At 69.5% G+C, this 21,375-nt stretch carries 26 protein-coding genes, 1 tRNA gene and 1 pseudogene; 9 read left to right on the top strand and 19 right to left on the bottom strand.

What is annotated here, in order from left to right; translation table 11 throughout:
- Positions 1 to 68: 68 nt before the first annotated feature.
- Positions 69 to 827, top strand: a complete 759-nt coding sequence (locus LJ657_RS42515; protein WP_232655066.1) for a TetR/AcrR family transcriptional regulator — start codon at positions 69 to 71, stop codon at positions 825 to 827.
- A 237-nt stretch (positions 828 to 1,064) separates the two neighbouring features.
- Here the strand turns inward: LJ657_RS42515 and LJ657_RS42505 are convergent, their stop codons facing one another.
- The 5 genes from LJ657_RS42505 to LJ657_RS42485 form a co-directional block, all read right to left on the bottom strand.
- Entirely contained in the window at positions 1,065 to 1,535 is a 471-nt protein-coding gene (locus LJ657_RS42505; RefSeq protein WP_232655065.1) for a PPOX class F420-dependent oxidoreductase, read from the bottom strand.
- Between the two features lie 74 nt (positions 1,536 to 1,609).
- The gene (locus tag LJ657_RS42500) at positions 1,610 to 1,939 is read right to left on the bottom strand and encodes a hypothetical protein (RefSeq protein WP_232655064.1); all 330 of its coding nucleotides are present in this window, start codon (positions 1,937 to 1,939) and stop codon (positions 1,610 to 1,612) included.
- 295 nt (positions 1,940 to 2,234) lie between these two features.
- Positions 2,235 to 3,056, bottom strand: a complete 822-nt coding sequence (locus LJ657_RS42495; RefSeq protein ID WP_232655063.1) for a YceI family protein — start codon at positions 3,054 to 3,056, stop codon at positions 2,235 to 2,237.
- Positions 3,057 to 3,237: 181 nt separating this feature from the next.
- On the bottom strand, positions 3,238 to 5,709 hold the full coding sequence (locus LJ657_RS42490; RefSeq protein ID WP_505016531.1) for an MFS transporter: 2,472 nt from the start codon (positions 5,707 to 5,709) through the stop codon (positions 3,238 to 3,240).
- An 85-nt stretch (positions 5,710 to 5,794) separates the two neighbouring features.
- Complete coding sequence (locus LJ657_RS42485) at positions 5,795 to 6,295, bottom strand: MarR family winged helix-turn-helix transcriptional regulator (RefSeq protein WP_232655061.1); 501 nt, start codon at positions 6,293 to 6,295, stop codon at positions 5,795 to 5,797.
- Between the two features lie 197 nt (positions 6,296 to 6,492).
- Between LJ657_RS42485 and LJ657_RS42480 the strand changes: the two genes are divergently transcribed.
- On the top strand, positions 6,493 to 6,693 hold the full coding sequence (locus LJ657_RS42480; RefSeq protein ID WP_232655060.1) for a hypothetical protein: 201 nt from the start codon (positions 6,493 to 6,495) through the stop codon (positions 6,691 to 6,693).
- A 9-nt stretch (positions 6,694 to 6,702) separates the two neighbouring features.
- On the opposite strand, the gene LJ657_RS42475 is transcribed toward LJ657_RS42480, so the two are convergent.
- The 9 genes from LJ657_RS42475 to LJ657_RS42435 form a co-directional block, all read right to left on the bottom strand.
- Complete coding sequence (locus tag LJ657_RS42475) at positions 6,703 to 7,353, bottom strand: hypothetical protein (RefSeq protein WP_308117133.1); 651 nt, start codon at positions 7,351 to 7,353, stop codon at positions 6,703 to 6,705.
- A 109-nt stretch (positions 7,354 to 7,462) separates the two neighbouring features.
- Positions 7,463 to 8,386 (bottom strand): RNA polymerase sigma factor SigF, encoded by a 924-nt coding sequence (locus LJ657_RS42470; protein WP_232655058.1) that lies wholly within the window; start codon positions 8,384 to 8,386, stop codon positions 7,463 to 7,465.
- A 269-nt stretch (positions 8,387 to 8,655) separates the two neighbouring features.
- A complete protein-coding gene (locus LJ657_RS42465; RefSeq protein WP_232655057.1) occupies positions 8,656 to 9,495 on the bottom strand; it encodes an RNA polymerase sigma factor SigF in 840 nt (279 codons plus the stop codon).
- A gap of 180 nt (positions 9,496 to 9,675) precedes the next feature.
- Positions 9,676 to 9,969: a Dabb family protein gene (locus LJ657_RS42460; RefSeq protein ID WP_232655056.1), complete on the bottom strand. Its 294-nt coding sequence runs from the start codon at positions 9,967 to 9,969 to the stop codon at positions 9,676 to 9,678.
- A 20-nt stretch (positions 9,970 to 9,989) separates the two neighbouring features.
- A complete protein-coding gene (locus LJ657_RS42455; protein ID WP_232655055.1) occupies positions 9,990 to 10,166 on the bottom strand; it encodes a hypothetical protein in 177 nt (58 codons plus the stop codon).
- Positions 10,167 to 10,249: 83 nt separating this feature from the next.
- Positions 10,250 to 10,334 (bottom strand) — tRNA-Ser (locus LJ657_RS42450).
- A gap of 75 nt (positions 10,335 to 10,409) precedes the next feature.
- On the bottom strand, positions 10,410 to 10,835 hold the full coding sequence (gene tadA / locus LJ657_RS42445) for a tRNA adenosine(34) deaminase TadA (RefSeq protein ID WP_232655054.1): 426 nt from the start codon (positions 10,833 to 10,835) through the stop codon (positions 10,410 to 10,412).
- A gap of 47 nt (positions 10,836 to 10,882) precedes the next feature.
- Positions 10,883 to 11,413, bottom strand: a complete 531-nt coding sequence (locus LJ657_RS42440) for a tRNA adenosine deaminase-associated protein (protein ID WP_232655053.1) — start codon at positions 11,411 to 11,413, stop codon at positions 10,883 to 10,885.
- Positions 11,414 to 11,653: 240 nt separating this feature from the next.
- Positions 11,654 to 11,848 carry a hypothetical protein gene (locus LJ657_RS42435; RefSeq protein WP_232655052.1) on the bottom strand — a complete coding sequence of 65 codons (195 nt, stop codon included), beginning with the start codon at positions 11,846 to 11,848 and terminating at the stop codon, positions 11,654 to 11,656.
- A gap of 96 nt (positions 11,849 to 11,944) precedes the next feature.
- On the opposite strand from LJ657_RS42435, the gene upp reads away from it, so the two are divergent.
- Complete coding sequence (upp, locus tag LJ657_RS42430; protein WP_232655051.1) at positions 11,945 to 12,580, top strand: uracil phosphoribosyltransferase; 636 nt, start codon at positions 11,945 to 11,947, stop codon at positions 12,578 to 12,580.
- 96 nt (positions 12,581 to 12,676) lie between these two features.
- Here the strand turns inward: upp and LJ657_RS42425 are convergent, their stop codons facing one another.
- The 5 genes and pseudogenes from LJ657_RS42425 to LJ657_RS42405 form a co-directional block, all read right to left on the bottom strand.
- Positions 12,677 to 13,315, bottom strand: coding sequence for a LytR C-terminal domain-containing protein (locus LJ657_RS42425; RefSeq protein WP_232655050.1), 639 nt, complete (start codon positions 13,313 to 13,315; stop codon positions 12,677 to 12,679).
- 111 nt (positions 13,316 to 13,426) lie between these two features.
- Positions 13,427 to 13,723, bottom strand: a complete 297-nt coding sequence (locus LJ657_RS42420; protein WP_003999914.1) for a type II toxin-antitoxin system VapB family antitoxin — start codon at positions 13,721 to 13,723, stop codon at positions 13,427 to 13,429.
- 379 nt (positions 13,724 to 14,102) lie between these two features.
- The gene (locus LJ657_RS42415; protein WP_232655049.1) at positions 14,103 to 14,417 is read right to left on the bottom strand and encodes a hypothetical protein; all 315 of its coding nucleotides are present in this window, start codon (positions 14,415 to 14,417) and stop codon (positions 14,103 to 14,105) included.
- A gap of 80 nt (positions 14,418 to 14,497) precedes the next feature.
- Positions 14,498 to 14,956: pseudogene (locus LJ657_RS42410) on the bottom strand (HdeD family acid-resistance protein); the annotation flags it as partial.
- Positions 14,957 to 15,018: 62 nt separating this feature from the next.
- Positions 15,019 to 15,612 carry an HhH-GPD-type base excision DNA repair protein gene (locus tag LJ657_RS42405; RefSeq protein WP_232655048.1) on the bottom strand — a complete coding sequence of 198 codons (594 nt, stop codon included), beginning with the start codon at positions 15,610 to 15,612 and terminating at the stop codon, positions 15,019 to 15,021.
- Here LJ657_RS42405 and LJ657_RS49225 point away from each other — a divergent pair.
- The 6 genes from LJ657_RS49225 to LJ657_RS42370 all read left to right on the top strand — a co-directional run.
- Entirely contained in the window at positions 15,595 to 15,843 is a 249-nt protein-coding gene (locus tag LJ657_RS49225) for a penicillin acylase family protein (RefSeq protein WP_372488050.1), read from the top strand. The two genes, LJ657_RS42405 and LJ657_RS49225, sit on opposite strands and share 18 nt — an antisense overlap.
- A gap of 235 nt (positions 15,844 to 16,078) precedes the next feature.
- A complete protein-coding gene (locus tag LJ657_RS42390) occupies positions 16,079 to 16,552 on the top strand; it encodes a cupin domain-containing protein (RefSeq protein WP_232655047.1) in 474 nt (157 codons plus the stop codon).
- A 189-nt stretch (positions 16,553 to 16,741) separates the two neighbouring features.
- Complete coding sequence (locus LJ657_RS42385; protein WP_232655116.1) at positions 16,742 to 18,478, top strand: copper resistance CopC/CopD family protein; 1,737 nt, start codon at positions 16,742 to 16,744, stop codon at positions 18,476 to 18,478.
- Between the two features lie 251 nt (positions 18,479 to 18,729).
- Positions 18,730 to 20,043, top strand: coding sequence for an ABC transporter substrate-binding protein (locus tag LJ657_RS42380; protein WP_232655046.1), 1,314 nt, complete (start codon positions 18,730 to 18,732; stop codon positions 20,041 to 20,043).
- On the top strand, positions 20,040 to 21,020 hold the full coding sequence (locus LJ657_RS42375) for a carbohydrate ABC transporter permease (protein WP_232655045.1): 981 nt from the start codon (positions 20,040 to 20,042) through the stop codon (positions 21,018 to 21,020). Before LJ657_RS42380 ends, LJ657_RS42375 begins: the two co-directional genes overlap by 4 nt.
- On the top strand, positions 21,017 to 21,375 hold a 359-nt coding region (locus LJ657_RS42370; RefSeq protein WP_505016530.1), incomplete at its 3' end, for an ABC transporter permease family protein. The genes LJ657_RS42375 and LJ657_RS42370, both read left to right, overlap by 4 nt.

Here is a 21,375-nt window from a genome sequence, read left to right as displayed (position 1 = left end):
CGCGCTCCTTCAGGGCGCTGCCGTCTGGCATCGTGATCAGTGAAACGTGGGTCGAGGAAGGTGCGCCAATGGTGAGGGCAGCCGAGCGGGCGGCGCGGACCAGTGTGTGGCTGGGCGGCAAGCCACGGCGGGGCGGGCGCGGCGGCGGACAGCCGTCCGGCCTGGACCGTGACCGGATCACCGAGGTGACCGTCCGCCTCCTGGACGCGGAGGGGCTGGCCAAGTTCTCCATGCGCCGGCTGGCCGCCGAGCTGAACGTCACCGCGATGTCCGTCTACTGGTACGTCGACACCAAGGACGACCTCCTCGAACTGGCCCTGGACGCGGCCTTCGGCGAGATCGGCCTGCCGGACCCGGACGCCGACGAGGACTGGCGCGACCAACTGCGCGCGCTGGCCAGGGAGTACCGCTCCCTGCTGGTCCGCCATCCCTGGCTCTCCCCGCTGGGCGGCACCTTCCTCAACATCGGTCCGAACAACCTGGCCTTCGCCCGCGTCGTGCAACGGGTCATCCGCCGTACCGGCCTGCCGACGCACGGCCTGTCGGCCGCCATCTCCTCGGTCTTCCAGTTCGTGTACGGCTTCGGCACGATCGAGGGCCACTTCAACGCCCGCAGCGCCGACTTCGGCATGACCGCGGACGAGTACTTCGAGCACGCCATGACCGCGGTGACGCAGGACCCGCAGGCCGCCGAGGTCGTCAGGGAGTCCGAGGACATCATGGCGGCCCGTGGCGGCGACACCGTGCACGAGATGTGGGAGCGGGACTTCGACTTCGCCCTGGACCTGCTGGTGGCGGGCATCGAGACGATGGTGGCCCGGGGCTGAGACGGGGCCTGCCCCTGCACTCCGGAGAGCCGGCCGCCTACTCCCCGGGGGCCAGCCGTGCGGGGAAGCCGCCGGTGGCCACCGGTCCCCACTTCTCCGGCGTCACCCGGATGATCGACTTGCCCTGCTTCACCATCGCCGCCCTGGCCCCTTCCTTTTGCGCCCCTCGCGCTGCTTCGCAGGCTTCGGAGCGCTGTGCCGGACTCCGTCCGGCGGGTGGTGCTGGGTTGGCGGTGCCTACTCCCCGGGGGCCAGCCGTGCGGGGAAGCCGCCGGTGGCCACCGGTCCCCACTTCTCCGGCGTCACCCGGATGATCGACTTGCCCTGCTTCACCATCGCCGCCCTGTACTCGTCCCAGTCCGGGTGCTCGCCCGCGATGTTCCGGTAGTACTCCACGAGCGGTTCCACGGACTCCGGGGAGTCGATGACCTCCGCCGTGCCGTCCACCTGCACCCACGGCCCGTTCCAGTCGTCGCTCAGGACGACGAGGCTGACGTGCTCGTCCCGCTTGGCGTTGCGGGTCTTGGCGCGGTCGGGGTAGGTGGAGACGACGATCCGCCCGGAGTCGTCGACCCCGCAGGTCAGCGGCGAGGCCTGCGGGCCGCCGTCGGCACGGCGCGTGAGCAGGATGGCGCGATGACGAGGTCGTACGAAGTCCAGCAGTTCGTCGAGGGAGACGCGGGTGTTGGTCGCGATGTTCGGTGCCATGGCGCCAGCCTAGGCGCTGGGGCGCTGCTCGGCCCGTCCCTGCTGGGCCTGTGCCCGGCCCGGCGGTACGGCTTCTAGCAGTACGCCCCGCAGGCCCCGCGGTCGTAGATGTGCGTCATGCTGCCCAAGCCGTTGTGGCTGCTCTTGTAGCCCGGCGGTATGGAGGCGTCGTACTCCAGGTCGTGGTTCCACGTGATCTCTATGACGTGGGTGGTCTTGCAGGTGTTGTGGAAGTACACCGTCGTACTGTCCCACCCGTCCGCCCATGACCAGTTGAAGCAGCCTGCCGTGCCGGTGTGCTTGCTCATGGGCTGCATCTCCGCCGCGGACGCCGGACCCGCGGTCGCGCTGACTGCGAGCAGTGCGGCAGCGCTTGCCAGCGCAGCACGGAACTTCCTGTTCATGAACATCAACCCCCTGGCAGGGCGGAGCCATGTGATGACCAGGCTCCGCGTCGGCTTCTGAGAAGCGGGGAAGAGGCGGATCGAGCCGAGAGGCGGATCGAGCCGTCCACCAACCCGGCGGGCCCGAGTCCCGTTCCCCCGCTGGTCACCGTTCTCGAACCTGTCGGCAGGGGGGTCAGCCCGGCACGATCAGCGGCACTGTCCGATGACCGCCTGTACTATCCCGACGAAATCGCGCCCCTGTCAACGACTTGATCAAGGTTTGACCTGGGAGTTCGTTCATTTCCCGGCGTCTTTACGCCTGAGGCAGCGCCTCTCCCTGCACCGCCTGGATGTCCAGCTCCACCTTCAGCGTCGTACCGATCGCGGCGATACCCGCCTGGAGCACCTGGTTGTAGTTCATGGCGAAGTCCTCGCGGCGGAGTTCGGTCGTCGCGCGGAAGGCGGCGCGTGTGCCGCCCCACGGGTCGGCGCCCGTCCCGAGGTACGCGAGGTCCAGGTCCACCTGCCGTACGACGCCGTGCAGTGTCAGCTCGCCGTGCACCGTCCAGCGGTCCGCCCCGGCCGCCGTGAGACCGGTGGACCGGTACGTGATCTCCGGGTACTTCTCGGCGTCCAGGAAGTCGGGCGAACGCAGATGGTCGTCGCGCATGCCGTTGCCCGTGTCGATGGACGCGGCCCGGATCACCGCGTCCACCCGCGACTTCTCGACCTCGTCCGGTGCGATCTCGACGCGTCCGGCGAACTCCGTGAACCGCCCGTGCACGCTGGAGATCCCCAGGTGCTGGGCGACCGCGCCCACGGAGGAGTGCGCGGGGTCGATGGTCCACGGCCCGGGCGGCGGCAGCTCGGTGCCGCCCTGCCGGGCCAGCGTCACCGCGCCCAGCTCGGCCCGTCCGCTCGCCGTGACGAGCGCGCTCGAGGCCACGGGCGCGTACCCGACGGCCGTGACGATGACGGTGTACGGCCCCGGGGCGAGCTCGGTGGTGTCCCGTACGGCCCCCTCGGCGTCCGCCTCCGCGCGCAGCACCTGAGTGCCGGCCATGTCGGTCACCGTGACGACCGCGTGCGACACGGCCCATCCGTCCCGCGTACGGATCTTCGCGGTCAGTCCCATCCCGTTTCTCCCTGCAGTGAAACCGGTCGTAAAGCTGGTCGTGGTAGGTGGTCGTAAAGCTGGTCGTAGTAGCTGGTCGTAAGTGGTCGTAAAGCTGGTCGTAAAGAGACCGGCCCGTGGCACCGGGCGTGCGCCTCCGCTCAGAGCGCGCGCGCCGTCCGCCACGGGCCGGAGTATCGGACTACTCGCCCGGATGGGCCAGTTCGATGTCGTGGCCGTCGACTCCGCGGCCGTTCACCGTGAGGGCGGTCGCCACCGGCGGGTAGCCCGTCGCGATGACCGTGTAGTCGCCGCCGTTCAGGTCGGTGAAGGCGTACGCCCCGTCCGCGCCGGTGGTGGCCGTCCCGACCACGTTGCCCGCCGCGTCGACCAGGGTGACCCGTGCGTCGGCCAGCGGACCGTGCGGGGCGCGTATGACGCCCTGCAGCTCGGCGCCCGAGTCGAGGTCGATCTCGATACGGGTGAGTCCGGCGCCGCCCACCTCGACGGGCAGGGCACGCGGCCGGTACCCGGCGGCGTTCACCGCGACGGTCACGGCACCCGGCACCAGCTCCGCGAAGGAGAACTCGCCCTGCTCACCGGTGGCGGCGGTGGCCAGCAGCTCCCCGCGCACATCGGTCACGATGACCATGGCGTCCTTGACGGGCAGCGTGGTCTCGGCGGCCCGCACCACACCGCTCAGGCCGCTGGTGCCGCTGAGGAGGATGTCGTACGAGACAGGCTCACCGTTCACCACGACGGTGGACGCCTGCGGCTGGAACCCGTCGGCGGCGGCGATCAGGACGTAGGAGCCCACGCTCGGCGCCTCGACGCCGTACGAGCCGTCGGCCTGCGCGACTGACCGGCCCAGCTGCCGTCCCGCCAGCGAGATCAGCGTGACGGCGGCCTGCGGCACGGGCGCGCCCTCGTTGCCGCGGACGAAGCCGCGCACCGGGATCCCGCCGGAACCGGCCGACTCCTCGGGCCGGGCGAGGGTCGCCACGGCGGCGAGCCGCTGCGTGCCGTCGACGGCGGTCTCCGTGTCCGAGACGGCCCAGCTCGGGACGTTCTCGGCGATCGGAGCCGAGGTCGGGACCGTGGCCTCGACGGTGGCCGGAGCGGCTTCCGACCCGGCCGGGGGCTCCTCCGCGGCAGCGGCCTGTGCCAGCGCGCCCTTGGTCTTCAGCGGGACCTCCTTGATGAACAGGGTGATCAGGAACGCGAGGGCCGCGAGGGCGCCGGCGATCAGGAAGACATCGGCGATGCCGTGGCCGTAGGCGCTCTCCATGAGGGTGCGCAGCGGCGCCGGGAGCTTGCTCAGGTCCGGGATGCTGTCGGTGGAGGAGCTGGAACCGGCCAGCGCCGCCCGGTACTGCGGGTCGAGGGCGGCGATGCCGTCCTTGACGTAGTGCGTGATCCGGTGGGCCATGACCGCGCCGAGCGCGGAGACGCCGACCGCACCACCGAGGGACCGGAAGAAGGTGACCGTGGAGCTGGCGGAGCCGAGGTCGCTCGGGTCGACCTGGTTCTGCGTGCACAGCACGAGGTTCTGCATCATCATGCCGATGCCGAGACCCAGCAGCGCCATGAAGATCGACATCTTCCAGTACGCCGTGTCGTAGCGGATGGTGCCGAGCAGGCCGAGGCCCGCCGTCACCAGCACGCCACCGCTGACCAGCCAGGCCTTCCAGCGGCCGGTGCGGGTGATGAACTGCCCGGAGACGGTGGAGGAGATGAAGAGCCCGCCGATCATCGGGATCGTCATCACACCGGACATCGTGGGGGACTTGTCGCGGGCCAGCTGGAAGTACTGGCTGAAGAAGACCGTGCCGGTGAACATCGCGACACCGACGAACAGCGAGGCCAGCGACGCGAGCGTGATGGTGCGGTTGCGGAACAGCCGCAGCGGGATGATCGGCTCGCGCACCTTGGACTCGACCAGCACGAAGATCAGACCGAGCACGATCGAACCGCCGACCATGCTGTACGTCTGCCAGGACAGCCAGTCGTACTTGTCACCGGCGAAGGTGACCCAGACCAGCAGCAGCGAGACGGCGGCGGCGATGAAGAACGCACCGCCCCAGTCGACCTTCACGTCCCGCTTCACGGTGGGCAGGTGCAGGGTCTTCTGCAGCACGATCAGTGCGATGACGGCGAAGGGGACACCGACATAGAAGCACCAGCGCCAGCCGAGCCACGACGTGTCGGTGATGACACCGCCGAGCAGCGGGCCGCCGACGGTGGCGACGGCGAAGGTCGCGCCGAGGTAGCCGGAGTAACGGCCGCGCTCGCGCGGCGAGATCATCGCGGCCATGACGATCTGGGCGAGGGCGGACAGACCGCCGACGCCGATGCCCTGGACGACACGGCAGGCGATCAGCATGCCGGCGTTCTGCGAGAGACCCGCGGCCGCGGACCCCAGGACGTAGATGACCAGGGCTATCTGGACGAGCGCCTTCTTGCTGTACAGGTCGGCGAGCTTGCCCCACAGGGGGGTGGCCGCGGTCATCGACAGCAGGGCGGCGGTGACGACCCAGGTGTAGGCGGACTGGCCGCCGCCGAGGTCGCTGATGATGTGCGGCAGGGCGTTGGTGACGATCGTGGAGGACAGGATCGCCACGAACATGCCGAGCAGCAGACCGGAGATCGCCTCCATGATCTGCCGGTGCGTCATCGGGGCGTACTCGGAGGAGCCTCCCCCGTGCTTGGCATGAGCCCGCACACCGGCTGGTGTGGTCGTTGCCATGGGCTTCCTTCTCTTAAGTGCTTGCGGGTGTACGGGTGGTCGGTTCGAGTTCGAATGCGGGGGGCGGGAGCCGGGGCGGCAGGGCGCGGCAGTCGTCGAAGCTGGCCCGCAGGCGTTCCATGAGCCGGCTGAGCTGGGCGACCTCCTCGTCGCTCCAGTCGGCGAGCCGCTCGGCCAGCAGCTGGGTGGTCCGCTCGGACAGCGCCTCCAGCTGGGCCAGGCCCGTGGGTGTGAGGTGGAGGATCCGCGACCGTTTGTCCGCCGGGTCGGGGGACCGGTCGATCCAGCCGCGCTCGGCGAGGTGCGTGACATGGCGGCTGGTGACCGACATGTCCACGGCGAGCAGCTCCGCGAGCCTGCTCATGCGCATGTCGCCGTAGCGTCCGAGAAGGATCAGCACCGCGGCGCTGCCGCTCGTGCAGTCGGACGGCATGATCCGTCCGAGCTCCCGCTTCACGGCGCCGAAGGCGCTGAACTGCCGGAGCAGCTCCTCGTACTGTGCCCGCTCGGCCATCACACACCTCCCACATTCGTTGCTTGGGGCAACCATAGAAGTCATTGGTTGCTACAGGCAAACAAAATGACCCGGATGCGGGACAAAAACTTGGCAAAGGCAAGTATTGCGAGAGTAAACATGCAGGTGAGGTGGGTTGCGGCTGCGAACCGCCCCCCACTTGGGCCACAACCACTGATTCGCTAGGGTCTCGGGCTATGGCTAACCCCCAGGGCCCCCAGGGCAACCACGACCCCGCAGGCAACACCCAGATGTTCCGCGCTTTCGTCGACGAGGGCCCGCAGGGCCGCCGTCAGCAGCAGGCGCCCGCGTCGGCCGGTCCGCGCGTCGGCCTGATCGTCGGCATCGTCGTGGCCGTGGCGGTCGTGGCGGCCGTCGCCTGGCTGGCACTCAAGTAGGGCGTACCGCTACTTCCACTGGACGGTGACGTCCCGCGTCTCGATGTGCATGCCCAGCGGCACCCGCCACGCGTCGACGCACACCGTCCAGGTCTTCTCCTTCCGCGCTCCGGCACCGATCGGCGCCGGAAGGCCGACGGTCGACACGACCGTCCCCCAGTCGATGCCGAGCGCCCCGATGATGTGCGTCCCGAAGGTCACACTGCCGGAACGCACCGCGGTGCCCCCGGAGTTGCTGAAGCCGAGGCCCACGTCCTCGCACCAGCGCTTGTCCGTGGCCTTGCGGACCGGGTCGCCCCAGGTCAGGGCGGCGGGGCCGGTGGGCGCCGTACGACTGGGAGTTGACGTCGGGAGCGGTGAATCTGGTGCCGTACGACCGGACTTGGTTCCGCCGACGGACGGCACCGCGTCGGGCGGTGTCGGTACGGCCGTCTCCGGTACGCCGTCCGAACTGCCGCCCGGTGCAGGGGAGCCGCCCTTCGCCGGGCTGCCGTCCAGCGGTACGAGCGTCACGCCGCCCGTCGGAGCCGCCGCCGTACCGGAGGCCTGAGGTGCGCCGCCGATCACCCCGGTCGCCACATACCCCTCGCCCCGGCCACCGCCCCCGCACGCGGCCAGTGCGGCGCCCAGGCAGACGACGGCCGCCGACGCGCCGATCACGGCGCCTCGACGGCCATGTGTCCATGTCGTCCGGGGAATCCCACGCAGCATCGCGCCATGGTGGCTGACGCTCCGTCAAATAGGAACCCTCAGGATGCTCTGAGGAGGATCAGTCGGAGATGAGCCCCTCCCGCAGCTGCGCCAGCGTCCGGGTCAGCAGCCGGGAGACGTGCATCTGGGAGATGCCGACCTCCTCGCCGATCTGCGACTGGGTCATGTTGGCGAAGAAGCGGAGCATGATGATCTGCCGCTCGCGGGGCGGGAGTTTGGCCAGCAGGGGCTTGAGGGACTCGCGGTACTCGACGCCCTCCAGCGCGGTGTCCTCGTAGCCGAGGCGGTCCGCGAGGGAGCCCTCGCCGCCGTCGTCCTCGGGCGCCGGGGAGTCGAGCGAGGAGGCCGTGTACGCGTTGCCGACCGCGAGGCCGTCGACCACGTCCTCCTCGGAGACGCCGAGCACGGCGGCGAGCTCGGGGACGGTCGGGGAGCGGTCCAGCTTCTGGGAGAGCTCGTCGCTGGCCTTGGTGAGGGCCAGGCGCAGCTCCTGCAGCCGGCGCGGGACCCGTACCGACCACGAGGTGTCGCGGAAGAACCGCTTGATCTCGCCGACGACGGTCGGCATCGCGAAGGTCGGGAACTCCACGCCCCGTTCGCAGTCGAAGCGGTCGATCGCCTTGATCAGGCCGATGGTGCCGACCTGGACGATGTCCTCCATCGGCTCGTTGCGCGAGCGGAAGCGGGCCGCCGCGTACCGCACCAGCGGGAGGTTGAGTTCGATGAGGGTGTCCCGGACGTACGCACGCTCGGGGCTGTTCTCGTCGAGTGCGGCGAGCCGCAGGAAAAGGGAGCGGGACAGGGTGCGTGTGTCGATGGCATCCGAGGCCGGCGGGGCCGGGATGTCAGCGGCTGTAAGGGCCGGGGCCGGTGCGGTGTCGACGGCCGCCATCTCGTCGATGGAGCCGAGCACGGCGTCGGCGGGCGCGGACTCGCTCTTCGTGAGCGTGAGCACCTTCGAGCTGCCCTGGTCTGCGGACATGCCACCCCCTCTGGGTCGCGGGACGGTCGTGGCCGGAGCTCCCCTGGCGAGGAGTTCAGCCTTCACCTGAATACCGGAGCCGAAGCCACGGCAAACGCGCTTGGGGAAGAATGTCACATGTCGGCAACACGCTGTAGTGACATGTCGACATGCGAGACACGAATAGGCCCTGGAAAAAGGGGGTCTGAGGCTTTTTCAGCGCAGAACTGTCGGGAACGGCCCTGGTGAGCGATTCGCTCGTGCCGGTTACGTCTCGATCCTGCTTGCGGTTATGCCTCGATCCGATTCGCGGACCGCAGCCGCTGGAAGCTACGCGCGAGTAGCCGTGAGACATGCATCTGGGAGACGCCGAGTTCCGCACTGATCTGCGACTGGGTGAGGTTGCTGTAGTAGCGCAGGAGAAGGATTCTCTGTTCCCGCTCCGGAAGTTGTACGAGGAGATGGCGGACGAGGTCGCGGTGCTCGACGCCGTCCAGGGCCGGGTCCTCGTAGCCGAGCCGGTCGAGGAGCCCCGGCAGTCCGTCGCCCTCCTGGGCGGCCTCCAGGGAGGTCGCGTGGTACGACCGGCCGGCCTCGATGCAGGAGAGCACCTCCTCCTCGGTGATGCGCAGCCGTTCGGCGATCTCGGTGGTCGTGGGGGTGCGCCCGAAGGCGGTCGTCAGGTCCTCGGTCGCGCTGTTGACCTGCACCCACAGCTCGTGCAGGCGGCGCGGGACATGGACCGTGCGGACGTTGTCCCGGAAGTAGCGCTTGATCTCGCCGACGACGGTCGGCATCGCGAAGGTCGGGAACTGCACGCCCCGGTCCGGGTCGAAGCGGTCGATCGCGTTGATCAGCCCGATGGTGCCGACCTGGATCACGTCCTCCATCGGCTCGTTGCGGGAGCGGAACCGGGCGGCCGCGTAGCGCACGAGCGGGAGGTTGGCCTCGATGAGCGCCCCGCGCACCCGGTCGTGCTCCGGCGTGCCCGGCCCGAGCCCCTTGAGTTCGCCGAAGAGCACCTGGGTGAGGGCCCGGGTGTCGGCGCCGCGGCTGCGCGGCGGTGCGGGCTCGGTCGGGGCCTCGGGGGCCTCCAGGGGCGGTGCTTGAGGCGCAGTACTGGCCGGCACGGTCAACTCCACCTCGCAATCGATCAACGTATTCGGCAAAAGCGGTCATAGCATCACAAGAGATGTGCACTGTGTGCAAGCACCGCATAACTCCGTGTTGAGGGCAAGTTGGGATCAAATGGGTCTCAATACGCATAAAGGCCCTGCGCCTTTCCGGCGCAGGGCCCAGCTGGGTCCGGCTCAGTACTCGTAGTCGGCGATCACCCAGGTGGAGAACTCCTTCCACAGCGTCACTCCCGCCTGGTGCTCCGGGTGCTCCAGATAGCGGCGCAGCGCGTCCGCGTCGTCGAAGCCGGAGTTGATGGCGAAGTCGTACGCGATGGGGCGGTCGCTGAAGTTCCAGCCCAGCTCCCAGAAGCGGATCTCGGGGATCTTCCCGTCCAGCGACCGGAAGGCGTCCACACCCTCCAGGACACGCGGGTCGTCGCGCTCGACGCCCTCGCCGAGCTTGAAGAGGACGAGATGGCGGATCATGTGCGCTCCTAGCTGCGGGCCTAGTGGGCGCCGTTGGCGAGCCAGGTGAAGAAGTCGCCTATGGCCTTGGCGGCGTCCGATATGCCCTCGAACCCTATCTGGACGTAGTCGGCCGCCTTGGCCGGGTCCGTGATGATGACGTACAGCGCGAAGACCACGAGCACATAGACGGCGATCTTCTTGGCATTCACCGCCATTGCGGCCTCCCCAGTCACTGTTGCCCCACGACCGCACATGATCGCACGAAGGGCCCCGTCTCTCGACGGGGCCCTTCCCAAAGCGGTAGCGGAGGGATTTGAACCCTCGGTGACTTGCGCCACACTCGCTTTCGAGGCGAGCTCCTTCGGCCGCTCGGACACGCTACCGAGGGAGACCTTACAGCACGCCGGGCAGTGCTCAGAAATCGGTATTCGGGGACGGTGTTCAGGGGGCGGGGGGCTTCAGCGGGAGCGGAAGAATTCGGTGAGGATTCGTGCGCAGTCGTCGGCGAGCACGCCCTCGATCACCTCGGGGCGGTGGTTGAGCCGTCGGTCGCGTACGACGTCCCACAGGGAGCCGGCCGCGCCGGCCTTCTCGTCGCGGGCGCCGTAGACGACACGGTCCACGCGGGACTGCACGAGCGCCCCCGCGCACATCGTGCAGGGCTCCAGCGTCACGACGAGCGTGCAGCCGGACAGCCGCCACTCCCCGAGGTCGGCCGCGGCCCGGCGGATCGCGAGGACCTCGGCGTGCGCCGTCGGATCACCGGTCGCCTCGCGCTCGTTGTGTCCGGCCCCGAGCACGGTCGTACCGTCCGAGGCGAGGACGACTGCGCCCACGGGCACATCGGCGCCGGCCCGCCCGGCCTCGTCCAGGGCGAGCCGCATCGCGGCCCGCCAGCGGTCGCGTACCGGGTCGGGGGTGCCTTCAGCGGTCAGCGGACGGTCTCCAGGACCTCCGAGGCGCCCAGGGCCTCGGCGATCGTGTTCAGGGCGTCCTCGTCCAGGGTGCGCAGCTCCTTGGCGCTGACACCGAGGTCGTCGAGGATCTCGGCGTCGCCGACGGGGCTGTGCGGCACGGACTCGGCGGACGGCGGCGCTTCCTCGTCGCCGTCGTCCTCGTCCTCACCGTCCTCGGTGCCGTCGAGGTCGAGGGAGTCCAGGTCGGCGTCGTCGTCGCCGGGCTCCCTTCCGAGCAGTTCGTCGGTGAGCAGGATCTCGCCGTAGCTGCTGCGGGCAGCGGCGGCGGCGTCCGAGACGTAGATACGCGGGTCGTCCTCGCCGTCGATACGGACGACGCCGAACCACGTTTCTTCCTGCTCGATCAGGATGAGCACCGTGTCGTCCTCGGTCGAGGCTTCCCGGGCGAGGTCGGCCAGATCCGACAGGGTCTCCACATCGTCGAGCTCTGTGTCGCTCGCTTCCCACCCGTCTTCGGTGCGCGCGAGCAGTGCGGCGAAGTACACCGTGACTCTCCCACTGGTCTTAGGCGTGCCGGTTGGAGGTCCCCCCGGCGGGGCTCAGGGCGGGGAGAGCTGTGCTCCGAGCCCCACCCACTCGGAATCGTGGCAGAAACAAGGCGTTCAGGGGACGTCTTCGGCCCCCTGTGTCCGCCGACTTTGATCGACCACGAGCGGGATCGTACGCGGCGATCGGCGTGTGCACGCAACGGGTTGCTCCCAGGCGCGTCCCGAGTCGGACCGGACCTACCAGCGGAAGGTGCGCATGCGCATGGCGTGGCGCAGGCGTGCGGTCTTGGCGCGCCTGGGCTGGACACGGTCACGCAGCTCACGGGCTTCGGCGAGGTCACGCAGGAACTGGGCCCTGCGGCGCCGGCGCTCGGCGTCGGTCTCGACCGACGGCGAGTCCTTTCGGGCTTCACGCTCAGGCAGGTCAGGCATGGGCACACCACCCCCCGGTCCGTCCCTCCCACTTTCCCTCTGATGGGCGGTTTGATGCCAGCGCAAGGGCTGCGGGGGCGCGGTTACTGTTAGGTCATGCGTCTCCACGTCGTCGACCACCCCTTGGTCGCCCACAAGCTCACCACGCTGCGCGACCAGCGCACCGACTCCGCGACCTTCCGCCGTCTCGCCGACGAGCTGGTCACCCTGCTCGCCTACGAGGCCACGCGCGACGTGCGCACCGAGCAGGTCGACATCACGACGCCGGTCTCCTCGACCACCGGCGTCAAGCTCGCCCGCCCGCGCCCCCTGGTCGTCCCGATCCTGCGGGCCGGCCTCGGCATGCTGGACGGCATGGTGCGGCTGCTGCCGACCGCCGAGGTGGGTTTCCTCGGCATGATCCGCGACGAGGAGACGCTCCAGGCGTCCACGTACGCCTCCCGCATGCCCGAGGACCTCTCCGGCCGCCAGGTGTACGTCCTGGACCCGATGCTGGCCACCGGCGGCACGCTGGTCGCGGCGATCCAGGAGCTGATCAAGCGCGGTGCGGACGATGTGACCGCGGTGGTGCTTCTTGCGGCCCCCGAGGGGGTCGAGCTCATGGAGCGGGAGCTGGCGGGTACGCCGGTGACCGTGGTGACGGCGGCCGTCGACGAGCGGCTCAACGAGCACGGGTACATCGTGCCGGGGCTTGGGGACGCGGGGGATCGCCTCTACGGGGCGGCTGAGTAGGGCTTCGCCTCTTCGCCGCAGGGGTGCGGGTGTTCGGCGGCCGCGGGTTGTCTGTGGCCGGTCGCGCAGTTCCCCGCGCCCCTGTCGGGGCGCTTCTCAGCAGCCCTTCGTGGAAGACGCGGGCGTCGGCTGCGGGTTCGCCAGCGCCGCCAGGGCCTTGTCCGCGGCCGCCTTCTGCGTGAGGTCCTTGTAGCCCGTGCCGATGATCAGGTCGACGTCCGTGCCCTTGCGGGTGTCGGCGCGCTTCTCGGCGCCGCCGAGCTGCGTGGCGAGGACGGGCAGCGAGCTGTTCAGGGCGGACGGGGCGCCGAGCAGTATGGCGGTGCCCTTGACCTTCTTGTCGAACTCCTTCGACGCGTTGCCCACATCGCCGATCTTGAAGCCGCGCCTCTTCAGCTCGTCCGCGGTGGTCTTGGCCAGACCACTGCGGGGCGTGGCGTTGTAGACGTTGACGGTGATCGCGCCGGGCTTGGGCAGGGCGGCCTTCCTGGTGCCGGCCGACGGGCTCGCCTTGGTCCTGCAGTCCGCCTTGGGGCCGGCCGCGGAGGCCTTGTCGCCGCCGCCGGTGAAGAGGTCGATGAGCTGCAGCGTGCCCCAGCCGACCAGGCCGAGTGCGGCGACGGAGGCCACCAGGGCGACTCCGAGCCTGCCGCGCCGGCGCCTGCGCATCCGTGGGTATTTGTCCCCCGTGATCCGGTACTTGCCGCCCATGCCCGGGGGGGTCAGCATGCTCATGAGCGCAGCGTAGTGCGCCCGGACGGCGATGCCTACTAGATGATCATTCGAGGCCGCACAGGTGAACCCGAAAGGGCCAAGCCTTTACCGGCAGGCCCCCGGGAGTGTGCGTCAGTCGAGTTCGAGCACGCGTGCGTGCAGCACCTGGCGCTGCTGCAGCGCGGCCCGCACCGCGCGGTGGAGGCCGTCCTCGAGATACAGGTCGCCCTGCCACTTGACGACGTGTGCGAACAGGTCGCCGTAGAAGGTCGAGTCCTCGGCCAGGAGGGTCTCCAGGTCGAGCTGTCCCTTGGTGGTGACGAGCTGATCGAGGCGGACCGGGCGCGGCGCGACGTCCGCCCACTGCCGGGTGCTTTCCCGGCCGTGGTCGGGGTACGGCCGGCCGTTTCCGATGCGCTTGAAGATCACACGGAAAGCCTACCGGTCAAGACCTTCCGGGCGCAGCCATGGCGACGCAGTGCGGCGCCGGAAAAGAAGTTTCAAATCGGGGCAAAGGTGAGCAGTGGCCCGATATGCCCTCGCCGCTGTCCGGGCGTTGCGCACAGGCTGTGGACAGAGAGTCGGCGGGGGCGGCGGTCCAGGGGGAACGCCGCCCCCGCCGGCGCAATCAGCGGTCCCGTTCCTTCGCGGGCTGCTTCGGTTCCTGCTTCTTCAGGTTCTTCGGCGCGTTGCGTGCCGCTTCCGCGCGCAGCAGGGCGCGCAGGACCGCGTACGGGTCGGTGGGCATGGCTGTGTTCCTTGGGTCCTCGCGGGGTGAATGACTGACTTTTCCGGGGAGCCGGGTCTGTCAGCAGCGCAGGACCACGGAGCGCAGCGCGTGCAGGGCGTGCGGCGGCCGGGGCGGGGCGGGCAGGGGGCGGTCCGCCGGGTTGCCGGGTGCCGGGGCCGCCAGAGGGGAGGGGCGCAGGGCCACGACGGTTCGGTGCAGGGCGTCGGCCGGTGGCCGCACGGCCGCGTCCACGGCGTCGTACTCGACGATCTCCGTGGCCGCGGACGGTGGTGCCTGCACCTCAGCGTGGGCGCCCGGTACCAGCAGGGCGAGCAGCAGGACGAGCGTCCGCAGGCAGGCGTGGCCGCGTGGGAGGCTTCGTACGGTGCTCACGGGAGGCCATCTGCCCATGAGGCCGACGGCGCTCAGCATGTCGGGCGCGAGAACCGCCCGTTCGGGGGAACCGGTGCGGCTCAAAGGGTGCGTGGCAGTTGCCGGGCCCTGCCCCGGATGCGGATCGCGGTGACGATCTCGACCGCGCCGACCGCGACCAGCCAGATGCCACCGACCAGGGTGAGCACGGCGACCGACGCGAACGGCGAGTCGATCAGCACGATTCCGCCGATGAGGGTGACGATCCCGAGGAAGATCTGCCAGCCGCGGGCCGGCATGGTGCTGTCGGAGGCGGCGGCCAGGGTCTGGGTGATGCCCCGGATGAGCCGGCCGATGCCGATCCACAGGGCCAGCAGCAGGATCGACCGCATCGGGCCGCGCGGACAGAACAGGCCCAGCAGGATCGACAGGGACCCGCTGATGAAGGCCAGGACGCGCAGGGCCGTGGTCTTGTGCGTGCCGAACGCGGCGACCAGCTGGAAGACGCCGCTGATCAGGAGGTGGACGCCGAACAGGACACCGGCCGCGAGCAGGGAGGCTGGGAGCCGGTCGGCTGACGGCTGTTTCCCGGCCGCCCTCCGCTGTTTCCCGGCGCCCTCCGCTATTTCCCGGTGGCCTTCGCGGCCTTGGCGGCCGCCTTCATCTCCTGCTTGTGAGCCCGGACCTTGGCCAGTGACTCGGGTCCCTCGATGTCGGCGACGGAGCGGTGGCAGTGCGCCTCGCCGTAGCCGCCCGCGGCCTCCCGCCAGCCCTCGGGCCGTACGCCGAGCTGCTTGCCCAGCAGGGCGAGGAAGATCCGCGCCTTCTGCTTGCCGAAGCCGGGCAGCTCCTGCAGCCGCTTCAGCAGCTCACGCCCGTCGGTCACGTCCTTCCAGACGAGCTCGGCGTCGCCGTCGTGGTGCTCGACCAGGTACTGGCACAGCTGCTGCACGCGCTTGGCCATGGACCCCGGGTAGCGGTGCACGGCCGGCTTCTCGGACAGGAGCGCGGCGAAGGCGTCCGGATCCATGACGGCGATCTCGTGCGCGTCCAGGTCGTCGGCGCCGAGCCGGTCCGCGATCGTGCGGGGGCCCTTGAACGCCCACTCCATGGGGACCTGCTGGTCCAGCAGCATCCCGACGAGCGCGGCGAGCGGGGAGCGTCCGAGGAGCTCGTCGGCCTTGGGGTCCTGGGCGAGGTGCAGGGTGACGTCCATGTCCCCGATCATCCCTCTTCCACGGCTCGCGTACGATTCCGGCCCGAGTCACTGAGGCGAGGCTGCCTTGTCTCGCCGGGTCTGTCCGGCGACCGCGACCGCGTGCGGTGGGTCGTCCCGTTCGGCGCGGCCGGGGTCCCGGACCCGCCCCACCACGACGACCAACTCCCCTTGTGGCTCAGAGGGCGCACTGCTCCATACGTACGAGCCGGACGCAGACCGCGTCAGTGAGTGCTGCCCGCTGCGGGGCGGCGACATGGGTATCCACGTCCTGCTCGCGCCCGCCGGCCGGAACGAGAAGGCGACCGTCCGTTTCCCGCGGCAGGGCTTCGAGGCCGGTCCGATGGTGGTGCTGCCCGAGACCGACCTCCCGGACGTGTATCGCCCGAGACCGACCTCCCGGACGTGTATTAGCCCGAGAAGAAGGCCCAACTGGCCTTTCTGCGGTGGGAGGTAGCCTTCCCGAATGAGCCCTGAGGACCTCATCGCCCACTACGGACTGGAACCCATCCCGCGCGAGGGCGGCCTGTTCCGCCAGACCTGGGCGGGCCCCGAGCGCGCCGACGGACGGCCGGAGGGCACCGCGATCGTCGCCCTGCTGACGGCGGACGACTACTCGGCCCTGCACCGCCTGCCCACCGACGAGATCTGGCACTTCTACCTGGGCGACCCGCTGGAGCTGCTGCTCCTCGCCCCGGACGGGACGTCCAGGACGGTGGTGCTCGGGCCGGACGTACCGAGCGGCCAGCAGCCCCAGACGACCGTGCCGGCCGGCACCTGGATGGGCGGGCGGGTCGTCGCGGGCGGGGCATGGACGTTCTTCGGCTGCACGATGGCCCCCGGGTTCACCTTCGAGGGCTACGAGCACGGGGACCCGGCCGAGCTGACGGCGCGGTACCCGGCAGAGTCCGACCGGATCGCCGGACTCTGCCGTCCCTGAGGCTGCCGGAGGGACAGACCGCCGCCGGCCTCGCGGTCGCCGTCCTGGTGGCCGGGTGAGTGCTTGGCGGCTTGTGTGCGTACCCCTGGTCGGAAGGCGGCGAGGTCCGGGACGGAGTGTGGCGTGGAGCGTGCGGGTGAGGGCAGGGGACGGCAGCGCTGTCGCGGGCGCCGGGGGGTTCGGGGGCCGGTGCTGCTGGGCGCCCTGCTGGTCCTGCTCGTCCTCGGCGGTGCGGGGCCGGCGTCGGCCCACGCGGCCCTCAAGTCCACCGATCCCGAGGACGGAACCGTCCTCAAGTCGGCCCCCCGCTCCATCACGCTGACGTTCACCGAGTCCGTCGGTCTGCTCGACGACTCCTTCCGCGTCCTGGATCCCGACAACCGGCGTGTGGACATCGGCGAGGCCCAGCACGCGAAGGGCCGCTCCGACACGGCGAGCGTGACCCTGCCGAAGAAGCTCGCGAAGGGCACGTACGTCGTGGCCTGGCGGGTCGTCTCGGCGGACAGTCACCCGGTGGGCGGCGCGTTCACCTTCTCCGTCGGCAAAGCCTCCGCGACGGTCGCCACGGTGGGCACCGAACCGGTCGAGAATCCGGCGACCGCCAGTCTGTACAACATCGCCCGCTACCTCGCGTACCTGGCGGCGGCGCTGCTGATCGGCACGGCCGCCTTCGTGGCCCTGTGCCGCCCGGCGGACCGCGGACCGCTACGGAAACCTCTGGTCACGGGCTGGTGGGCGCTGCTGGGGGCCACCCTGGCGCTGCTGACGCTGCGCGCCCCGTACGAGACCGGCACCAGCCCCGCGACCGCCTTCGACGCCTCCGCCTTCACCCGCGCCCTGACGGGCCGCCCGGGGCTGGCGCTGCTGGCCCGGCTCTCCCTGCTGCTGATCGCCGCCGTGTTCGCCGTACGACTCCGCAAACGTGTCGCACGGCCGCGTCCGCTGCTCGCCGCCGGCACCGCACTCGCGGTGGCCCTCGCGCTCACCTGGGCCGCCTCGGACCACGCCTCGGCGGGCATCCAGGTGCCCCTGGCGATGGCGTCCTCCGTGCTGCACCTGCTGGCCATGGCGGTCTGGCTGGGGGGCCTCACGGCGCTGCTGATCCTGCTCCACCGCACCGAACTCGCCCCGGCCGTCGTGGCCCGCTTCTCCCGGATCGCCTTCGCCTCCGTGACCGTCCTGGTCGTCACCGGCGTCTACCAGTCCTGGCGCGGCCTGGGCTCCTGGAGCGCGCTCACGGGGACGACGTACGGGCGCCTGCTGCTCGTCAAGCTGGCCGCGGTGGTGCTGCTGCTGACGGCGGCCGGGCTCTCGCGGCACTGGACCGCGCGGCTGGTGACGGCGGACGCGGAGACGGCCGTACGGGAACGGGTCCCGGAGCCCGTGGGCGGGCCGCCCGTGACCGCGGCGGAGGAACCGGTCGCCCCGGCCGCCGGGGACACGAGCCGCCGCAGTCTGCGCCGCAGTGTGCTCGCCGAGGTCGCCGTCGGTGTCGTGGTGCTGGTGCTCACGACCGTGCTCAGCAGCACGCTGCCGGGTCGCGCGGCCGCCGAGGCGGCCCAGGCGCCCGCGACGGCCGGCGGGCCGGCAGCCGCGTCGGTCACGACGATCCCGTTCGAGGTCGGCCGCGCGCGCGGCAAGGTGCAGATCACCCTCGACCCGGGCCGGGTCGGCGACAACACCGTGCAGGCGGTCGTCTTCGGGCCCGACGGCGGCATCGTCACCGTCCCCGAGCTGCGGCTCTCCCTCAGCCTCCCCGCGCAGCAGATCGGCCCGCTGGACGCCAGGGTCACCGACCAGGGCGGCTACTGGGGGACGAACTCGGTCACCGTGCCCATCGCCGGAACCTGGACCATGAAGGTCACGGTCCGGACGTCCGAGATCGACCAGGTCAGTGTGACGAAGTCGGTCCGGATCGACTCCTAGCAGGCCCTGGTCTCGACGCGAATCCGGCATTTACTCTCATCTTCGGGCGGGGCCGTTCGATCACTCGGACGGAAACGATCACGAACATGTCGGTCACATTTCCACAAAGGTCCCTGTCGGCTCTTGACGCATGACCGGACATAGGGCTGATATAAGCGCCACGATGTTCGGTCGAGTTGATTTATGGTCGGTTTCGACTTTTTTTCGACGTGGCGTAGTTGTGGCCGAACCCCTGCCTCCAGGAGCCGTACATGGACCTCTCCCCCTCGGGTCTCTCTCTGCCCTCTCCCAGCCGTCGTGGTCTGCTGCGTGGTGTGGGGGGTGCTGCCCTGCTTGCGGGTGCGGGCATACCCCTGCTGTCCGCGTGTGGCGGCAGTGGTTCGTCGTCGGACCCGAAGACCGTCAGTCTGGGTTCCAACTCCTCGGATGCGGTGCCGAAAAAGGCGTTCGCGGAGATCTACGCGGCGTTCACGAAGCAGTCCGGCGTCAAGGTCGCGGTGAACACGAAGGACCACAACACCTTCCAGGAGCAGATCAACTCCTACCTGCAGGCCACGCCGGACGATGTGTTCACGTGGTTCGCGGGGTACCGGATGCAGTTCTTCGCGGCGAAGAAGCTGGCGACGCCGGTCGACGACGTGTGGGCGAAGATCGGGGGGAACTTCCCCGACGCGATGAAGCAGCTGTCCAAGGGTGAGGACGGCAAGTACTACTTCGTGCCGCTGTACACGTATCCGTGGGCGCTGTTCTACCGCAAGAGTGTCTTCAAGCAGCACGGCTACCAGGTGCCCACGACGTGGGACCAGCTGGTGGCGCTGTGCAAGCAGATGAAGAAGGACGGTCTGGTGCCGATCGCGTTCGGTGACAAGGACGCGTGGCCGGCGATGGGTACCTTCGACCAGATCAACTTCCGGCTCAACGGCTATGACTTCCACAAGTCGCTGATGGCGGGCAAGGAGGCGTGGACGGATCCGAAGGTCAAGGCGGTCTTCGATCACTGGTCGGAGCTTTTGCCGTATCACCAGGACGGTTTCATGGGCCGTACCTGGCAGGACGCGGCGCAGAGCCTGGTGTCGAAGAAGGCGGGCATGTACGTGCTGGGTTCGTTCGTGGCGCAGCAGTTCACGAACAAGGCCGACCTGGACGACCTGGACTTCTTCGCCTTCCCGGAGATCAACTCGCAGTTCGGGCAGGACACGGTGGAGGCGCCCACGGATGGTTTCATGGTGTCCAAGGCGCCCAAGAACCACGACGGTGTGGTGAAGCTGATGGAGTATCTGGGCACTCCGGAGGCCGAGCAGATCTACCTCAAGGCGGACTCCAGTGTGGTGGCCGCCTCCAGCAAGGCCGACACGTCGTCGTACACGCCGCTGCAGAAGAAGGCGTACGACATGATCTCCAATGCCAAGAGCCTGACGCAGTTCATGGACCGTGACTCGCGGCCGGACTTCACCTCGACGGTGATGCAGCCGGGTCTGCAGAAGTTCCTGCAGAACCCCAAGGGCGTCGACGGTCTGCTGTCGTCGATCGAGCGCCAGAAGAAGACGATCTTCGCGTCCTCATGAGCTCCGAGACCTCCACGAAGACCCCGGAGGCGGCCGCCGTGCCGCCTCCGGGGCCCGCGCCTGTCCGCACGCGGGTCGCGCAGGGCCACAAGCGCCTGCTGACCCGCCGTGACCGCATCACGCTCGGCTTCATGGCCGGCGTGCCCACTGTCCTGCACGTGGCCCTGGTGTGGGTGACCGCGCTGGCCTCGATCGCGCTGGCCTTCACCACCTGGGACGGCATCGGCTTCGATTCGATCAAGTGGGTCGGGCTGGACAACTTCAAGCAGTTGTTCACCGACAACCCGCAGTTCTGGCCGGCCGTCGAGCACAACATCATCTGGTTCGTGGTGCTCATCGCCGTCCCGACCCCGCTGGGGCTGTTCCTGGCGGTGCAGCTGGACAAGAAGATCCGTTTCTCCCGGGTGTACCAGACCGCGTTCTTCCTGCCGGTCGTGGTCTCGCTGGCGGTGACCGGTTTCGTGTGGCAGCTCATCTACAACCCCGACACCGGGCTGATCAACAGTCTGATCGGGGCGAACAAGCCGGGCCACTACATCGACTGGATCGGCGACCCGCACCTGAACCTGTGGGCGGTGCTGATCGCCGCGTCGTGGCGGCACACCGGCTACATGATGATCCTGTACCTGGCGGGCCTCAAGGGCGTCGACCCCTCCCTGCGGGAGGCGTCCTCGCTGGACGGCGCGAACGAGTGGCAGACGTTCAAGAACGTCATCTTCCCCACCCTGCGCCCCACCAACACCGTCGTCCTGGTCGTCACGATCATCGAGGCGCTGCGCGCGTTCGACCTGGTGTTCGTCTTCAACAAGGGCGCCCAGGGCACCGAACTGCTGTCGATCCTGATCACCAACAACATCATCGGCGAGTCCAGCCGGATCGGCTACGGCTCCGCGATCGCGGTGGTGCTGCTGGTCATCTCCCTCGCGGTCATCATCCCCTACCTGATCGCGACCTTCCGGAAGGAGCGGCAAGCGTGAGCACGGCTGTCATCACCAAGCAGCGCACTCCCGTCCGGCCCGCCCGGATCCTGCTGCACACGTTCCTCACCGTGACCGCGCTGGCCTGGCTGGCCCCGCTGCTGTGGGCCGTCTTCGCGGCCCTGCGCCCCTACAGCGAGACCAGCAACCGGGGTTATGTGTCCTGGCCGCACAAGCTGAGCCTGGACAACTTCACCAACGCCTTCCAGCAGTCGGACATGCTCCACTACTTCGGCAACACGCTGATCATCGCCGTGCCCGCGGTGCTGATCACGCTGCTGCTGTCGTCGATGGTCGCGTTCTACGTCTCCCGTTTCGACTTCCGCCTCAACGTCTTCCTGCTGCTGGTGTTCAC

It is taken from the genome of Streptomyces guryensis (genome assembly GCF_021261325.1).
GTDB lineage: Bacteria > Actinomycetota > Actinomycetes > Streptomycetales > Streptomycetaceae > Streptomyces > Streptomyces guryensis.
This window is presented reverse-complemented; position numbering and strand designations above follow the sequence as displayed.

What these genes read in the sequence shown, in the direction of transcription:
- LJ657_RS42515 (WP_232655066.1), top strand. Translation starts at nt 69, where the DNA reads ATGGTGAGGGCAGCCGAGCGGGCGGCGCGGACCAGTGTGTGGCTGGGC.
- LJ657_RS42505 (WP_232655065.1), bottom strand. Translation starts at nt 1,535, where the DNA reads ATGGCACCGAACATCGCGACCAACACCCGCGTCTCCCTCGACGAACTG.
- LJ657_RS42500 (WP_232655064.1), bottom strand. Translation starts at nt 1,939, where the DNA reads ATGAACAGGAAGTTCCGTGCTGCGCTGGCAAGCGCTGCCGCACTGCTC.
- LJ657_RS42495 (WP_232655063.1), bottom strand. Translation starts at nt 3,056, where the DNA reads ATGGGACTGACCGCGAAGATCCGTACGCGGGACGGATGGGCCGTGTCG.
- LJ657_RS42490 (WP_505016531.1), bottom strand. Translation starts at nt 5,709, where the DNA reads ATGACGCACCGGCAGATCATGGAGGCGATCTCCGGTCTGCTGCTCGGC.
- LJ657_RS42485 (WP_232655061.1), bottom strand. Translation starts at nt 6,295, where the DNA reads ATGGCCGAGCGGGCACAGTACGAGGAGCTGCTCCGGCAGTTCAGCGCC.
- LJ657_RS42480 (WP_232655060.1), top strand. Translation starts at nt 6,493, where the DNA reads ATGGCTAACCCCCAGGGCCCCCAGGGCAACCACGACCCCGCAGGCAAC.
- LJ657_RS42470 (WP_232655058.1), bottom strand. Translation starts at nt 8,386, where the DNA reads ATGTCCGCAGACCAGGGCAGCTCGAAGGTGCTCACGCTCACGAAGAGC.
- LJ657_RS42460 (WP_232655056.1), bottom strand. Translation starts at nt 9,969, where the DNA reads ATGATCCGCCATCTCGTCCTCTTCAAGCTCGGCGAGGGCGTCGAGCGC.
- LJ657_RS42455 (WP_232655055.1), bottom strand. Translation starts at nt 10,166, where the DNA reads ATGGCGGTGAATGCCAAGAAGATCGCCGTCTATGTGCTCGTGGTCTTC.
- tadA (WP_232655054.1), bottom strand. Translation starts at nt 10,835, where the DNA reads ATGCGGCTCGCCCTGGACGAGGCCGGGCGGGCCGGCGCCGATGTGCCC.
- LJ657_RS42435 (WP_232655052.1), bottom strand. Translation starts at nt 11,848, where the DNA reads ATGCCTGACCTGCCTGAGCGTGAAGCCCGAAAGGACTCGCCGTCGGTC.
- upp (WP_232655051.1), top strand. Translation starts at nt 11,945, where the DNA reads ATGCGTCTCCACGTCGTCGACCACCCCTTGGTCGCCCACAAGCTCACC.
- LJ657_RS42425 (WP_232655050.1), bottom strand. Translation starts at nt 13,315, where the DNA reads ATGAGCATGCTGACCCCCCCGGGCATGGGCGGCAAGTACCGGATCACG.
- LJ657_RS42405 (WP_232655048.1), bottom strand. Translation starts at nt 15,612, where the DNA reads ATGGACGTCACCCTGCACCTCGCCCAGGACCCCAAGGCCGACGAGCTC.
- LJ657_RS42390 (WP_232655047.1), top strand. Translation starts at nt 16,079, where the DNA reads ATGAGCCCTGAGGACCTCATCGCCCACTACGGACTGGAACCCATCCCG.
- LJ657_RS42380 (WP_232655046.1), top strand. Translation starts at nt 18,730, where the DNA reads ATGGACCTCTCCCCCTCGGGTCTCTCTCTGCCCTCTCCCAGCCGTCGT.
- LJ657_RS42375 (WP_232655045.1), top strand. Translation starts at nt 20,040, where the DNA reads ATGAGCTCCGAGACCTCCACGAAGACCCCGGAGGCGGCCGCCGTGCCG.